Source organism: Pseudothioglobus sp. nBUS_23 (assembly GCF_051201565.1).
Taxonomy (GTDB): Bacteria; Pseudomonadota; Gammaproteobacteria; order PS1; family Pseudothioglobaceae; genus Pseudothioglobus.
On record NZ_CP179200.1, the window covers coordinates 1066106 to 1081372 of the forward strand.

The following is a 15267-nucleotide window of genomic DNA, read 5'->3' on the forward strand; positions in this document are numbered from 1 at the left end:
CCTGAATTACTTAGTTGGGTTGAAGTAGCGGAAAAACTCTGATTCTGGGTTGAGAACCAAAATATCACCCTGATCACTGAATGACTTTTTGTAAGATTCAAGTGAACGGTAGAATGAGTAAAAGTCACTATCTTGGCTATATGCTTCAGCATAATTGCTTGCAGATATTGCATCGCCCTCACCACGAATCTTCTCAGAGTCACGATAAGCATTCGCTAAGATAATTGTTCTCTCTTTGTCTGCAAAGGCTTGAATTTTCTCAGCCTCTTCAGCACCCTCTGAACGGAATTTGTTAGCAATACTTTTTCTTTCAGTCTCCATTCGGCTGTAGACAGAATTTCTAACTTCCTGAGCAAGCTCAATTCGCTTAATACGAACGTCTATAACCTCTATACCAAATTCGTCTTCAGCAATTGTTTTAAGTTTCGCTTTAACACTTGCCATGATTGCTTCACGCTCATCTGAAACTACTTCAATAATTGTTCTTTTGGAAAACTCAGTTCTTAGTGCGTCCTGATTATTCTGCGCTAGTCTCAAGTTGGCAGACGCCATAGCACCGCCAGTCGAAATATAGAACTTCTCAGTATCAACGATTCTCCATTTAACGTATGAGTCAACAACCACGTTTTTCTTCTCAACCGTTAGGAATGACTCAGCAGCTGAATCTAAAGTTTGTATACGTTTATCAAACGAGACTACATTGTTGACAAAAGGAGTCTTAAACTTCAGTCCAGGTTTATTTTCAACTGAGACAATCTCACCCAGTCTAAGTTTAATAGCTACCTGAGTTTCATTAACCGTATAGAGGCTTGATGATAGAAGGATAGCGCCCAAGATAGCCAATACTATAATTATTCTTTTCATTATCTATTCTCCCTTGAACGCAGTACCCCTTGGTTATTTGAACTTCCTGATGGAGTTTGCTGAAATGAATTCGTTGAAGATGATGATTTAGGTGTCTTTGATGAGTTAATCAACTGATCAATAGGCAAGTACATCATTGAGTTTGAACTTGAATCAACAATAACCTTATTAGTCGTACTTAAAACTTCTTCTAATGTTTCCCTGTAAAGTCGCTCCCTTGTCACTTCAGGAGCTTTTGTATACTCGGTTAGTATTTGATTAAAACGATAGGCCTCACCTTCAGACTTTGAAACTACTTCTGACTTATATGCTTCGGCCTCTGCAAGAAGTCTCTGGCTCGCTCCTCGAGCCTTTGGAACAATATCATTCGCATAGGCTCTGGCCTCGTTAATGTATCGCTGTTCATCTTCACGTGCCTTAACAACATCATCAAATGCTGCTTTCAGTTGAACTGGTGGCTGTGCGTCCTGCATAGTAACAGCAGTAATCATGAGTCCAGTATTGTACTCGTTGAGTAATGCTTGAGAAGCAACTTTCACTTCTTGAGCAACCTGCTCTCGACCAGTTGTTAGAACATAATCCATTGTATTATCACCCACAACTTGTCTAATAACACTTTGAACCACATGACTAAGTGTCAATTCAGGTTGAAATACATTAAACAGGAATGCCTGGGCGTCTGCAACTTTATATTGGACAGCCAACTTAACGTCAACCATATTTTCATCCTTGGTCAGCATGAGCGATTCTGAGCTAACTCCACCACCATAGGAATTTTGAACATTTCTAAAGCCAATTTCTGCAGAACGAATCTGCTCAACATTTATCTTATATACCGACTCAATTGGGTAAGGAATGTGCCAGTGAGGGCCTTGGGTTGCTGAGGTTTGAAAAGCACCAAATCGAAGCACTACTCCTCTTTCTGCAGGGTCAACAATATATATACCAGTTGCTAGCCAAACAATAAAAGCCAGTATAAAAATATACTTAAAACTGCCTTTAGCCGCCTTACTTGCACCAGAGTTACCTGAGGATTTGCCTCCAAAGGTTGAGTTAAATTTATTTTTAAAGTCTTTGATAACTTCATCTAACTCAGGTGGTGTTTGATTGTTGTTATCATTCCAAGCCATTTGGGCTCCATTTTTATTATTACTCACGCAGTATCCTTAGAATAAAATTAAGTTAAAAAGAAAGATATGGTCATATTTGAAAAAAACAAGGTGTAGAAGTACTAAAAAAACTTCACTAAACCAAAAAAAATCATTTTACCCATAAATACAATTCAAAATACATTTTAAGATTTCAAATAAACATTCAAAATCAGAGTATTTTTTAAATCACTTATAATGATAAAATGTAGTTTTCTTATGGCTATGTAAAAATATGAAGAAATTTTTAATCTTTTTAGTTTTAATTTTTAGCCACCTTTCCTCTTTTGCTAACGGTGTTAATCTGAGTTGCGCACTTGATCAAAGTTCGTGTGACCGTTGCCCTGAATATCAAACAATTTTTCCTGTTGAAAAATTTTCAGAAAGTACTGGTGCACTTGATATAGAAGCTGATCAAAGTGAGATTATTGAAGATAAATATCTTCTTTCTGGAAACGTTGAAGTCAATTCACAGAATTTATTTCTGTCAGCAAATGATGTTGAGGTTTCATCAACTGATAGCTCAATTTTAGCCACAGGTAATGTTAAATTTCAGGATGAATCTTATTTGATTACCAGTGATTACCTTTCTGCAGCAAGCGATGAGAACAATCTTATTGCAACAGCAACAAATGCAAATTATCAGGACTACGCTGCAGGCCTGAAAGGAGCAAATGGATACACTGAGATAATAGAAAAAACGCCAACTACTGTTCTTCTTACAAACTCTACTTACAGCCTGTGTCCTGTAAATCAAAATGACTGGTTAATAGATGCAGATGAGATAGAACTTAACCTTGAAAAAAATCGTGGATATGCAGATAATGCAACCATAAAATTTTATGGTGTTCCTATTTTTTACACTCCAAAACATAGCTGGGTTTTGTCCGGACGAGGTTCGGGCTTTCTAACTCCAGACTATTCAACCTATAATGAAACTGGTCAAAATAAAGATGCTTATAGCTTAAGAGTACCCTACTATGTTAACTTAGCCCCCGATCGTGATCTTCTTTTAGCTCTAACTTATATGTCCAGCAGAGGAATGACATACGAAGGCAAATATCGACAACTAATTGCTCCAAAGTTATCACCTGATTATAATGACTCGCTACTATCCTTAGAAGTAAAGTATCTGCCTGAAGATGATATTACTGGTCTTAAAAGATGGCTTATTAATTTTTCTGAAGAATTGGATTTATCTGATAAAGTTCATTTAAGTGCAAATTACTATCGAGTTTCAGATTCAAAATATTTTGAAGAAATTGCAAGAACCAATACAAATGTTAGCACTCTAAAGTCATCTTTAAAATACTCATTTCAAAACAAAGAAGAAGACCTTTCACTTTCTCTTATGACAGAAGATGAGCAAGTCGTGAATTCTGGAACACCAGAATACACAAGAGCACTAGAGGGAACAGCTTCAAAAACTTTCAATTCAAATAGCAAAATGCCATTAAAAGTTGACTTAGTAAGTACACGCTTTGCCCATGATAATTCTATAAAAGAATCAGGCACAAGAACTCATGGAAGTATTGGAATTTCAAGAGAACTGAACATTAAATATCCTAAAGTAACTCCGAGAGCAAGTGTAGCTATCACAAACTATTCACTAAAAAACAATCCAAATATAAATAGAACGATTTTTGGTTCTGGCCTTGATATTGACTTTACAACTATCAAAAACAGCACTTTATTTGGCTATAAAGCAACCCATCAGATTAGTCCATTAATTACCTATAACTATAGAGCTAAAAAAGTTCAAGGAAATATACCACTGTTTGATAGTACTGATAAGTATGATGATATTATTAGTTTTGCTGACCTTACATCGGGCGAAAGATATACAGGTCTAGATAGAATAACTAATGCTAATGACATTACGTTAAGCTTAGAGTCGACCTACAGAAAGGATGGCGCCCTAAAAGATGATAAAGATTTACTTAGCATGAAGATTGCACAAACTTACTATACAGATGACGAAGTAGTAAGTGATACAGTGAGCACTAACTACGAAACAAGAAAATCATACTCTGACATAGCAGCTTCAATTGATATGGCAGTTAATAACTTTTCATTTAGCTCAGCTGCTCAATTTAATCCAGATGAATCAAAAATAGTAAAAAAAGAAAATACGATAACGTATAGTCCTTCATCAAGAAAGTTTGTGACTATGAGTTTTATCGACGAAGGATCAAAAGAGATTGAAAAATTTTATGGAGCATACCCTCTTACTGACTCAGTTCATGTATTTGGTGGCCTAGAAAAAACAACATCCACAGGTGTTAGAAATGCAGAAACAACAGGAATTGCTTATGAGTCATGCTGCTGGGCATTTAGACTTGCCCATTTTAAAAATGACAACTCATCTGGGGGATACAACTATAGCACTGGAATGGAGTTGGTTCTTACGGGACTTGGCTCAACCTCTTCTCCCCTAAGGGATAAAATCGAAAATAAGATACCAGGATATTCTGCAAAACTTAGATAATGAAAAAAATCTTAGCTCTTTTTCTTGTATTTTTTACAGGAATTATATTTGCTGAAAACACTATCATTGCTTTAGTAAATAATGAACCAATTTCTCTTCATTCACTAGATGATGAATTTATTTCAGTAAAAACAAATGAAAAGAAAATTGAAATTATAAATACTCAAATTGGTTATATTCTTCAACTTCAAAAAGTTGAAGAGCTTAATTTAATACCGTCCGAACAAAATATTAATAAAGTCTTGTTAGATATTGCTAAAAGCAATAATATTACTATAGATGAACTAACAAATTTTGATGATATAGATTTAATTAAAACAAAGATTTCAGAGAAACTATCTATTTTAAATTTACAAAGATATATTACTCAAGATGTTACCTATCCAAAAGATAAAATCCAATCTGAATGCTTCAATAACAAATTAATTAAAGATCTAAAACAAATTAAAGTAGCTCAAATTATTATTTCTGAAATTGATTCCGAATTAAAAGATACTAAACAACAAAATATTCTTATTAAAGGGTTTTTAAATAAACTCTCGACTCATATCTCTAAAGGTGCATCTTTTGAATCTTTTGCTAAACTTCACTCCCAACATCCCAGCTACAAAGATGGTGGTGTTAGTGATTGGCTAACAGTGAATAACCCAACTCTTAAAATGCTTGACTCTCTTAATACAAATGAAGTCTCAGAAATCTATTCAACTATTTATGGCTTAGCAATTGCAATTAAAATTGATGAAAGATTTATAAGTAGTAAACTAAAAGAGTGTGAAGAGAAAATAATATATCAAAATGCTGAAATATTTTATGCGGATTGGCTTAAAAACCAAAGAGAGCAAGCATTTATTGAAATTTATTACGACAAATTTAAATAGGTCTGATTTTTATGTCTAAATCAATTAATATCTTTGGATTCCATGGTATTGAAAGTGTATTAAATTCGAGTCCTGAATTAGTTATAAGAGTGCTAATTCAAAAAGGAAGAAAAGATAAAAGAATTATTGATTTAACAGATACTCTTAATTCTTACAAAATACTTTATTCAATTTCTGATAAAAACAACTTAGACAAAATTTCAAAAGGAGAGATCCATCAAGGGGTCATATCAGAAGTCATGACTCCACCAGTTCTAGGTGAAGATTCTTTTTTTCATTCAATTACTATGTTTGATCAAAAGCCAATGATTCTTATACTAGACTCAATCCAGGACCCAAGAAATTTAGGGGCCTGCCTTAGAAGTGCTAATGCAGCTGGAGTTTCTCATGTAGTTATCAATAAAGATGGTTCAGCACCAATTAATTCTTTAGTCCATAAAACATCAGCCGGAGCTATTAATAGTCTTCAAATTTTTCATGTAACAAACCTATCAAGAACAATAAAACAAATTAAAGAAAGGAATATTTGGGTTGTTGGTCTTGATGGAAATACACAGTCCTCTATTTACAATGTCAATCTAACTAGTTCAATTGCTATTGTGGTGGGCTCAGAAGGCAAAGGAATTAGGCCATTAATCAAAAAAAATTGTGACCAATTAGTCTGTATTCCAATGTCTGGAAATATAGAAAGTCTCAATGTGTCAGTGGCAACTGCGATTAGCCTATTTGAGATTAAAAGACAGAGAGAAAGCTCTTAACATTAAGTAAACTATTGGGTATAATTTTCGGCTTTATAAATTAGATAATGGAAAAGGCTAAAAAGCTTCCTAAGAAGATTAATTTTTTTAACTTTGCTAAGAAAGAAGTCAAGCTAAATGGAGACTTTAAAGTTTCAGAGTTATCAAGACTTTCTGAAATAGCAAGCAATGAAAATGACAAGGTAGAAGTAGATTTATCTTTTCGCCTAGAAAATGGAAGAATCCCATGTGTTGAGGGGATAATAAAGTCTATACTTGTTTTGGATTGTCAACGATGTTTGGATAGTCTTCAAGTAGATTTAAAAGTTCCATTTAATATAGCATTTGCTAGAAATGAATTCCAGGCTGATAGCCTAGATGATAAATTTGAAATTTATCTTATTGGAGATGATGAAGAGTTAGAGACAAAAGATTTAATTACTGATGAAATTCTTTTATCAATTCCTATGGCCCCTTCTCATGATTATGATTGCGGCTTAAAGACTGATAAAGGAAACATAGTTGAAGAAGTTCGGGAACATCCTTTCGATGTTCTAAAAAATATAAAAATAGCCGATTTAGGCAAGGAGTAAATATGGCAGTTCAAAAAAGTCGAAAGACACCATCTAAAAGAGGAATGCGTCGTTCTCATAATGCATTAAAGAACCCTGCATTATCTGAAGATCAAGAAACTGGAGAGACTCATCTCAGACATCACATAACAGCAGATGGATACTATCGTGGCAAGCAAGTGATTAAAACTGTTGATGATATTGAAGAGGTTGAAGCCTAACTAAATCATGTCTATTAAGGTATCAATAGATGCCTCGGGTGGTGATTTTGGGTTACCTGTTACCATTAATGCTGGTATCAATGCTCTAAAGATTTATGATGATCTTTTAGTTAACTTTGTTGGTGATCAGACAGGAATAGAAAAAGAGTTAAATAACAACTCTTTATATTCAAAATTCACTAATCGTATTGTGATAACTCATGCCAGTGAAGTTATCAACATGGACGACTCTCCATCTGTTGCTCTAAGACATAAAAAAGACTCTTCGATGAGAGTGGCCATAAATTTAGTGAAAAATGGTGAGGCAGATGCATGCGTTAGTGCTGGTAATACTGGGGCATTAATGTCTATCGCAAGGTTTGTGCTCAAAACAATATCTGGAGTTGATAGGCCAGCTATTATGTCTGCAGTTCCTACACTTAATGGTCCGACACATGTACTCGACTTAGGAGCAAATATTGATTCAAAACCGAGCACTCTTCTTCAGTTTGCAATCATGGGCTCTATCGCAGTTCAAAATACCGAAAATATTGATAGACCCTCTGTTGGCCTTTTAAATGTTGGAACAGAAGAGCTTAAGGGAAATGATAAAAGCCAGGAAACATCAGAGCTCTTAAAAAACTCATCTCTTAACTATATCGGTTTTGTTGAAGGAGATGATATTTATAAGGGTAATGTTGATGTTATTGTTTGCGATGGGTTTGAGGGTAATATTGCATTAAAAGCCAGTGAAGGGGTAGCCAAAATGTTCTCCTTCTTTATTAAAAAATCTTTCACTAAAAATATCTTTACCAAACTTGTTGCAATAATTGCTAAGCCCGTTATGAGAGACTTTAAGTCTAAAGTAGATCCAGGAAAATATAATGGGGCTAGTCTTTTAGGCTTAAGAGGTGTTGTAGTAAAGAGTCATGGCAATGCAGATATCGACTCTTTCCTTCATGCAATCAAAGAAGCCTATCTTGAGGCACATGCTAAAATCACTGATAAGATTTCTGAACAGCTAACTCGCGAACTAGAAGAGCACAAATAATGAAAAATTTTGCAAGAATTACTGGCACTGGAAGCTATCTCCCTACAAAAGTTATTACGAATTTTGATCTTGAAAAAACTCTTGATACTTCAGATGAATGGATTACTGCAAGAACAGGAATTAAAGAAAGAAGAATTGTTACCAATGAAAGCACCTGTGATCTTGCTCTAGAAGCCAGCTTAAATGCTCTTTCAATGGCAGAAATTAGCCCACAAGAGATTGATCTAATTATTCTTGCGACAACTACGCCGGACAAAATATTCCCTGCTACAGCAACAATGCTTCAGGATCGTCTTGGCGCCTCATGTCCAGCTTTTGACCTTCAAGCGGTTTGTGCTGGTTTTGTATTTGCATTAAGTACTGCTCAGCAGTATATTGAAAATGGGAGTGCTAAAAATATTTTAGTCGTTGGAAGCGAAACAATGTCTAAAATTGTTGACTGGAGTGACCGATCTACTGCTATTTTATTTGCAGATGGTGCTGGTGCTGTTGTGTTATCAGCTGATAGCCATACTGGCATCAAACACTCTAAACTTTTTAGTGATGGAAGTTATCTGTCTTCGCTTCATGTCAATAACAATGGAATCGATGAATTAGGAATAATCGAAATGGAGGGAAATGAGGTATTTAAAATTGCAGTTAATCGATTATCTGATTTAGCAGAAGAAACACTTAAAGACTGTAAGATGAATTCAGAGAGCCTTGACTGGATGGTACCTCATCAAGCTAATATACGAATCATCAAAGCAGTTGCCAAAAGGATAAATCTACCTATGGAAAAAGTCATTCAGACCCTTGATAAGCATGGGAATACTTCTGCTGCCTCGATACCTTTAGCTTTAGATGATGGAGTTCGTGATGGAAGAATTAAAAAAGGGGATACTTTGCTATTTGAAGGTATTGGCGGAGGATTCAGCTGGGGTAGTATACTCACTGAATTTTAATAACTTCGAGACATTAGCTCTCTAGTTATCTTTCTTAAAGGCTCTGGATCAACGCTCAATAAAGATAATTCATCAAGCGCGCCATGGTAAAGCTCTTTAAAAATTCTTATAGACTCATCAACTCCAATAATAGAAGGATAAGAGGGTTTATTTTTAGTTGAGTCTGAGTTTTGTCGTTTACCTAAAATATCGTCTGAGGTGGTTACATCAAGCACATCATCTTGAACTTGATATGCTAGTCCAATTTTGTTAGAAAACACTTCGAGCAATGATAAATCCTTATCACTAGTATCATTTAAAATTGCCCCAAAATTTATAGCACAGCTAAGAAGGGCTCCAGTTTTTTTTTGGTGCATCTCATTTAAAAGGTCTATATCGACCTTTTGAGAAACAATAGATAGGTCTATTGATTGGCCTTCTGCCATCTTGTAAGATGATTCTGATAGCAGGCTTAGCAACTTCACTTTTGTCTCATCATGAAGCAATGAGTCATTACAAATAACTTGAAAAGCCAATGCTTGAAGACCATCCCCAGAGAGAATCGCTTGCGCCTCACCAAAAACTTTGTGGCTTGTTGGCTGATTATGGCGAATATCATCATCATCCATTGCCGGCAGGTCATCGTGAATTAGAGAATAAATATGAATTAGCTCTATCGCACATGCGCATGAATCAACTTTTTCGATTGCAACATTATATAAACTTGCAACAGTATAGGTGAGGATTGGTCTAAAACGCTTTCCTCCAGCCAAAGCGCTGTATTTCATAATGTCGTTAAGACGATTTTTCGAAGAACTAGTCGATTGGATAGAGCTTAAAAACAGATTTAACTGGGAGTTGACTCGCTCCCTGTAGAACTCATGAGTCTTCAAAGGGCTTTTCTTCATTATATTCATCATTCTCAGTCAAGATGCTAATGCGCTGCTCAGCATCCTTAAGAGCTGAGTGGCATTGTCTATGAATTTTGACACCCTCTTCAAAGTATTTTAGAGACTCCTCTAGACTCAGGTCTCCAGAGTCCATCTTGTTAATAATTTCTTCAAGCTTTGACAAACCTTTATTGAAATTAAATTTTTCAGCCATAAACTTTTTAACCTCTAACTTATGATCTCTTCAAAATATTATCCATCCACTTACTAGGCAGTATGTTACCTAACAAAGCAAACAGTTTTGTTGGAAAGGTAACCCTATAATAGTTTTTAGGAGAGTTTGACTCTAGAGCATGGATTGTGCATTTTAAGACGGCGTCAGGAGATAAAGTAAATTTAACATTTTTGCCTGAATTGAGCCTTTTTATCATTGATTCATACTGATTTAGATAATGACTATTGGATGTATCAACATTCTCTTTAAAAGCTTTATATGCATTTTGCCTAAATTTTGATTCTATTGGGCCTGGCTGAATTACTGAAAACTTTATATTTGTATTGCATAGCTCAAGTCTTAAAGTACTAACAAGTCCCTCAATTGCAAACTTAGAAGCTATATAGGGGCCTCTAAAAGGCATTGCAACAAATCCTAATACAGAGCTAATATAGATTATCCTTCCTGAGCCAGAATCTCTCATTCTTGAAAGTAAAAGATTTGTGAGTTCATGCCAACCAAAAACATTGGTCTGAAATTGCTTTTCTAGCACAGCTTTAGATATGTCTTCCAAAGCCCCTGCTTGTCCATAGGCTCCGTTATTTATTAATGCATATAAAGAGTCAGTTTTCTCATAAAGCTTAAAAACTGCAGATTTTATGGAGTCTGAGGAGGGCAAGTCTAAATAAAGTGCTTCAAAGCCCAAATCTTGCAACTTTTTTACATCCTCATTAGTCCTGGCTGTTGGAAAAACTCTATACCCTTTTTTTTGAAGTCCTATAGCAATACAAAGACCTATTCCAGTTGAGCATCCTGTGATTAAAACTGACTTCACTTTTGAATATTTGTCCAATATTGTGCCTTATCTCTTAGATGATGATCAACACTTTCAGATCGTAGAACAAAAAAATCATACGCCATTCTAAATCGAGGATTACTCAAAATCTCTTGAGTTTTTTTAGGATTATAGTTTTCAAGGCGATATTGCAATAGCCAAATATCCCTTACTCTCCCTGAAAGCCATCTGGGCATCATGACTTGTTGAACTTGTCTCCTAATAACATCCTCTGAAGCTTTAATCATCAGTTCAATACGAGACGTTTTTTTCTTATCAATCTCATTAAAACGCTTATTTTGAGCAGACCAAAGAAACACAGCAAATAGAAAAGCTGGCGTAACTGAGTTTCCAGACTTTATTCTTTCTGAGGTATTAATAAGTGAGGCAGATATAAATGCGTCCTCTTGCGTATGAGGAAACAAATATTTAAGAATGCCTAAATTTGACAATTCACGAAAAACCGCTAAAGAACTCTCATTGTGAAACAACTTAATCACTTCTTCATAAAGCCTTGCTGGAGGAACATTAGCTATTAAATGAGCATTTTTTGAAATACTTTTATTTAGGTTTGCGTTAATTGTTGCATTTAATTTAGCCTTAAATCTAACAGCACGAATCATTCTGACTGGATCTTCTCCAAACCTTTCAGAAGGATTACCAATCATATTAATTTGTAACTTTTTTAGATCTTCAAGACCTCCAACATAATCGATAACTTGGTAATTTTTCACATCGAAGTATAGACCATTGATTGTGAAGTCTCTTCGAAAAACATCATCTTTTAAAGAGCCATAGAAATTATCACGAAGCACCATGCCTTTGTTAGAGGTTGGGTTGCTTCGACTAGAGCGAAAAGTGGCAACTTCAATAAATTTTCTAGCAGAAAACATAATGTGAACTAATTTAAATCGCCTTCCTATAATTCTTGAGCGTTTAAATAGTTTTTGAATTTGCTCAGGAGTTGCATTAGTGGCAATATCAAAATCTTTTGGCTTCAACCCAAGAAGTAGATCCCTAATACAGCCACCAACAAGATATCCCTCGTAACCTGCTTTGTTTAGCTTTTTAACAATTTTTAAAGCATCTGAATCAATTAATTTTTTGTCAAATCGAACGCTTTGACGAATTGGACTCATAAACTAACTACTTCTCTTGGATTCCATCCCTCTTTTCTGTGCTCACATTCTACATTTGTATAAACGCCGCCTCTTACATTAAAAACAGCCTTTAACCTAATAAATCTTGGGTTCATTGCTACTACCAAGTCATCCAGCATCTTGTTAGTTACTGCCTCATGAAAGGCGCCTTCATTTCGATAAGACCAGAAATAGTTTTTCAAGGCTTTAAGCTCTACACAGAGCTTATCAGCAATGTACTCAATATGAATATCTGCAAAATCAGGCTGGCCAGTAAGTGGGCAAAGACAGGTAAATTCTGAAGTATCAATTCTTATTACAAAATCTCTTTCTTCATTTGGATTATCGAAAACTTCTAAAATTTTACTTGGAGAGCTAGACATAGTTTTTTTCTCAGTTTAATTTATAAAGGAGATATTTTAGCAATAAAAGAGGAGAATTTCCCCTGTCTAAACTGATAAAAAATGATTATAAATAAAATAAAAAGAATATGTATTGACCAAAGCCCTACAAATGGATTTAATTGGCCACTTTCAATCGAGTTTTTGGCAACCAATAAACCGTTGTTATAGAGCATAAAAATAATTATTCCAAAGAGCAGATTAACCCCTTTGCCCGTTCTAGGTGAAGTTTTTGCTAACAGCACACCAATAAATGAAAGAATGAGAATTGAAATTGGCTGCGATAAGCGCCATTGAATTTCTGCATTAGCAAGATTACCTCCTTCCATTAGCAGGTCAATCGATGTTTTTTCTTCAATTTCGGAAAAATTTGAAAGCGATTTTTGAACCTCTCCTGATACAATTTCCAAATCATATCGATCAAAATCCAAAATATTGACATTTTTATCTCCCGGCAAACCCTCATAGCGAACCCCATCCTTGAGTCTCAAGTAGATACTTTCATTATCTGAATCAGTGTATTTTATCGCCTCAGAAGCTAATACAACAATTGGAGCAGTTTCATTGGATACATAGATAAAAATTTCCTCCATGTTTTGCTCACCAGCCTCATCAATTTGAGATGATTCAGATGCATAAAAAACAATCTCGCCATTTTTAAAACTTTCAAACCTTCCCTCACTGATAAAAGAAAATTCTGAGGCATTTACAGTCTCATCTTCAGCGAAACTTTTTTGTTGTTTTGCCCATGGAACTGCATAAATTGTAAGTGCAAAAACCAAAAGAAATAAAAATACAACTACTGGTTGTATCAGATGAATAAAGCTTTTATCTCCCATACCAAAGGAATTCATTACAACAGCCTCAGAGTTTTTATAAAACTGTGATATGGATATGATTATTGATAAAAAAATAGAAAGCGACAGTATGATGGGTAAATCACGAAGCATATTAAAACCAACTATTGGCATTAATTCCTGAATAGGAATTCCATGCTCGACACTCTCTTGAACAGTCAATACGAATTGATTTCCAAAAACAATCAAACCAATAATAAAAAAAATACCTAAAAAGAAAACTACTAAGCTCTTCAGTAGATATCTAGAAATAATTGAATTTGGAAAATTGAATATCTTTAGAGTCATTAAGCTAATTATAAAATAATATAGCTTAAAAGCGAACCTTTACTTTTTTTGTTTCATGGAGTCAAAAAACTCATCATTAGTCTTAGTAAACCTTAGTCTTTCAATTAAAAATTCTGCAGCCTCTACAGTGTCCATTGGATGAAGAATTTTTCTTAAAATCCACATTTTTTGAAGTTCTTGCTCATCCGTTATTAATTCCTCACGCCTTGTTCCAGAAGCATTAATGTTAATGGCTGGGAATATGCGTTTTTCTGAAAGCCTTCTTTCAAGGTGAAGTTCCATATTACCAGTACCCTTGAATTCTTGGTAGATGACCTCGTCCATCTTAGAGCCGGTTTCAATTAGAGCTGTAGCAATAATTGTGATGCTTCCTCCATTCTCTATGTTGCGCGCTGCACCAAAAAATCGTTTTGGTCTTTGAAGGGCATTGGCATCTACACCACCAGTTAATACCTTTCCTGAGGACGGGGCAACTGTATTGTAAGCTCTTGCTAAACGCGTAATTGAGTCTAGCAAAATAATAACATCTTTGCCTTGTTCGGCTCTTCTTTTGGCCTTTTGAATAACGATTTCAGCTACTTGAACATGTCTCTTTGCTGGCTCATCAAAGGTTGAAGAAATCACCTCACCGCGGACAGTTCTCTCCATTTCAGTAACCTCTTCGGGTCTTTCGTCAATCAAAAGAACAATGAGTTCACATTCAGGATGATTCACTGCAATTGATGATGCAATATTTTGCATGATCATCGTTTTTCCAGCTTTTGGAGGCGCAACAAGCAGCCCCCTTTGACCCTTGCCAAAAGGAGCAACTAAATCAATCACTCTGGCTGTAATATCCTCAGTACCTCCGTTTCCAAGCTCAAGACCTAGTCTTTGGTTTGGGTGCAGGGGTGTTAATGATGAAAAAGGTATGCGATTTCTTATATTTTCTGGTGAATCACCATTAACCTCAGAAACCTTTATCAGTGCAAAGTACTTTTCACCTTTTTTGGGTGCCCTAATTTTTCCAGTTACCACGTCTCCAGTAGATAAATTAAAGCGCCTAATTTGATTTGGTGAAACATAAATATCATCTGGACCAGAAACATAAGAATCGTTTGAAGATCTCAAAAAACCATACCCTTCTTGCAAAATATCTAAAACGCCATCACCAAGAACCTCCTCCTCATTGTCTGCTTTGTTTTTAAGGATTGCAAATATGAGCGTTTGTTTTTTGGCTCTCGATATATTTTCAATACCAAGAGATTGTGCAAGATCAAGAAGCTCTGCTGGAGTTTTAACTTTTAATTCTGATAATTTCATAGGGGTTTGTTTGAGTTTTAGAAGATTTGGCTAAAAGCCTTATAATGGAACATACAATTGATATATATGTTTGTTTTGAGGAAAGTTTTTTTAAGTTATTGTTTTTTGGTAATTTTTTTTGTTAAATATTGGAATCTAAAAAAGCATTTAAGTTGGCTTTTGATAGAGCACCAACCTTAGTTGCTTGAACTGCACCATCTTTGAATAAAAGCATAGTTGGAATTCCTCTAATGCCATATTTTGGTGGTAGTTGAACATTTTCATCAACATTGACTTTAGCGATAGTAATCTTACCATCATACTCATCAGCAATCTCGTCGAGAATAGGAGCAAGAGCCTTGCATGGACCACACCATTCAGCCCAAAAATCAACTAATACCGGTTGAGAGGAATTTACAACATCAGCCTCAAAAGAGGCGTCACTGACTACTTTAATTTTGTCGTTCATGTGTTTAAAATGGAATTTTAATTAGAGTTGAA

At 35.1% G+C, this 15267-nt stretch carries 17 protein-coding genes; 7 read left to right on the forward strand and 10 right to left on the reverse strand.

From position 1 onward, the window contains the following. Positions 1 to 6 precede the first annotated feature (6 nt). Positions 7 to 864, reverse strand: a complete 858-nt coding sequence (hflC, locus tag ACMAZA_RS05420; protein WP_435187682.1) for a protease modulator HflC — start codon at positions 862 to 864, stop codon at positions 7 to 9. Next, positions 864 to 2021, reverse strand: a complete 1158-nt coding sequence (gene hflK / locus ACMAZA_RS05425) for an FtsH protease activity modulator HflK (RefSeq protein WP_435187686.1) — start codon at positions 2019 to 2021, stop codon at positions 864 to 866. The genes hflC and hflK overlap by 1 nt, the downstream gene beginning before the upstream one ends. 226 nt (positions 2022 to 2247) lie before the next feature. Between hflK and ACMAZA_RS05430 the strand changes: the two genes are divergently transcribed. The 7 genes from ACMAZA_RS05430 to ACMAZA_RS05460 are packed head-to-tail and all read left to right on the forward strand — an operon-like array spanning position 2248 to position 8882. Beyond that, positions 2248 to 4500 carry an LPS-assembly protein LptD gene (locus ACMAZA_RS05430; protein WP_435187687.1) on the forward strand — a complete coding sequence of 751 codons (2253 nt, stop codon included), beginning with the start codon at positions 2248 to 2250 and terminating at the stop codon, positions 4498 to 4500. Continuing rightward, positions 4500 to 5378, forward strand: coding sequence for a peptidylprolyl isomerase (locus tag ACMAZA_RS05435; RefSeq protein WP_435187689.1), 879 nt, complete (start codon positions 4500 to 4502; stop codon positions 5376 to 5378). Before ACMAZA_RS05430 ends, ACMAZA_RS05435 begins: the two co-directional genes overlap by 1 nt. 11 nt (positions 5379 to 5389) lie before the next feature. Continuing rightward, positions 5390 to 6136 carry a 23S rRNA (guanosine(2251)-2'-O)-methyltransferase RlmB gene (gene rlmB, locus ACMAZA_RS05440; RefSeq protein ID WP_435187691.1) on the forward strand — a complete coding sequence of 249 codons (747 nt, stop codon included), beginning with the start codon at positions 5390 to 5392 and terminating at the stop codon, positions 6134 to 6136. Positions 6137 to 6183: 47 nt separating this feature from the next. Further along, positions 6184 to 6708, forward strand: a complete 525-nt coding sequence (locus ACMAZA_RS05445) for a YceD family protein (RefSeq protein ID WP_435187693.1) — start codon at positions 6184 to 6186, stop codon at positions 6706 to 6708. A 2-nt stretch (positions 6709 to 6710) separates the two neighbouring features. Next, positions 6711 to 6908 (forward strand): 50S ribosomal protein L32, encoded by a 198-nt coding sequence (gene rpmF, locus ACMAZA_RS05450; RefSeq protein WP_435187695.1) that lies wholly within the window; start codon positions 6711 to 6713, stop codon positions 6906 to 6908. Positions 6909 to 6915: 7 nt separating this feature from the next. Continuing rightward, positions 6916 to 7938, forward strand: a complete 1023-nt coding sequence (plsX, locus tag ACMAZA_RS05455) for a phosphate acyltransferase PlsX (protein WP_435187697.1) — start codon at positions 6916 to 6918, stop codon at positions 7936 to 7938. Next, on the forward strand, positions 7938 to 8882 hold the full coding sequence (locus ACMAZA_RS05460) for a beta-ketoacyl-ACP synthase III (RefSeq protein ID WP_435187698.1): 945 nt from the start codon (positions 7938 to 7940) through the stop codon (positions 8880 to 8882). Before plsX ends, ACMAZA_RS05460 begins: the two co-directional genes overlap by 1 nt. Here the strand turns inward: ACMAZA_RS05460 and ACMAZA_RS05465 are convergent. The 8 genes from ACMAZA_RS05465 to trxA all read right to left on the reverse strand — a co-directional run bounded on the left by ACMAZA_RS05465 (position 8879) and on the right by trxA (position 15235). Further along, on the reverse strand, positions 8879 to 9754 hold the full coding sequence (locus ACMAZA_RS05465; protein ID WP_435190474.1) for a polyprenyl synthetase family protein: 876 nt from the start codon (positions 9752 to 9754) through the stop codon (positions 8879 to 8881). The genes ACMAZA_RS05460 and ACMAZA_RS05465 overlap by 4 nt on opposite strands. Then, the gene (locus ACMAZA_RS05470; RefSeq protein ID WP_435187699.1) at positions 9741 to 9965 is read right to left on the reverse strand and encodes an exodeoxyribonuclease VII small subunit; all 225 of its coding nucleotides are present in this window, start codon (positions 9963 to 9965) and stop codon (positions 9741 to 9743) included. The genes ACMAZA_RS05465 and ACMAZA_RS05470 overlap by 14 nt, the downstream gene beginning before the upstream one ends. 19 nt (positions 9966 to 9984) lie before the next feature. Next, positions 9985 to 10800 carry an SDR family NAD(P)-dependent oxidoreductase gene (locus tag ACMAZA_RS05475; protein WP_435187701.1) on the reverse strand — a complete coding sequence of 272 codons (816 nt, stop codon included), beginning with the start codon at positions 10798 to 10800 and terminating at the stop codon, positions 9985 to 9987. Continuing rightward, positions 10797 to 11939, reverse strand: a complete 1143-nt coding sequence (gene pcnB / locus ACMAZA_RS05480) for a polynucleotide adenylyltransferase PcnB (RefSeq protein ID WP_435187702.1) — start codon at positions 11937 to 11939, stop codon at positions 10797 to 10799. The genes ACMAZA_RS05475 and pcnB overlap by 4 nt, the downstream gene beginning before the upstream one ends. Beyond that, positions 11936 to 12322, reverse strand: coding sequence for a preQ(1) synthase (gene queF, locus ACMAZA_RS05485; protein ID WP_435187704.1), 387 nt, complete (start codon positions 12320 to 12322; stop codon positions 11936 to 11938). Before queF ends, pcnB begins: the two co-directional genes overlap by 4 nt. Positions 12323 to 12342: 20 nt before the next feature. Next, on the reverse strand, positions 12343 to 13485 hold the full coding sequence (gene lptF, locus ACMAZA_RS05490) for an LPS export ABC transporter permease LptF (protein WP_435187705.1): 1143 nt from the start codon (positions 13483 to 13485) through the stop codon (positions 12343 to 12345). Between the two features lie 39 nt (positions 13486 to 13524). Beyond that, positions 13525 to 14787 (reverse strand): transcription termination factor Rho, encoded by a 1263-nt coding sequence (gene rho / locus ACMAZA_RS05495; RefSeq protein ID WP_435187707.1) that lies wholly within the window; start codon positions 14785 to 14787, stop codon positions 13525 to 13527. Between the two features lie 121 nt (positions 14788 to 14908). After that, positions 14909 to 15235, reverse strand: a complete 327-nt coding sequence (trxA, locus tag ACMAZA_RS05500) for a thioredoxin TrxA (protein WP_435187709.1) — start codon at positions 15233 to 15235, stop codon at positions 14909 to 14911. Positions 15236 to 15267: the final 32 nt, after the last annotated feature.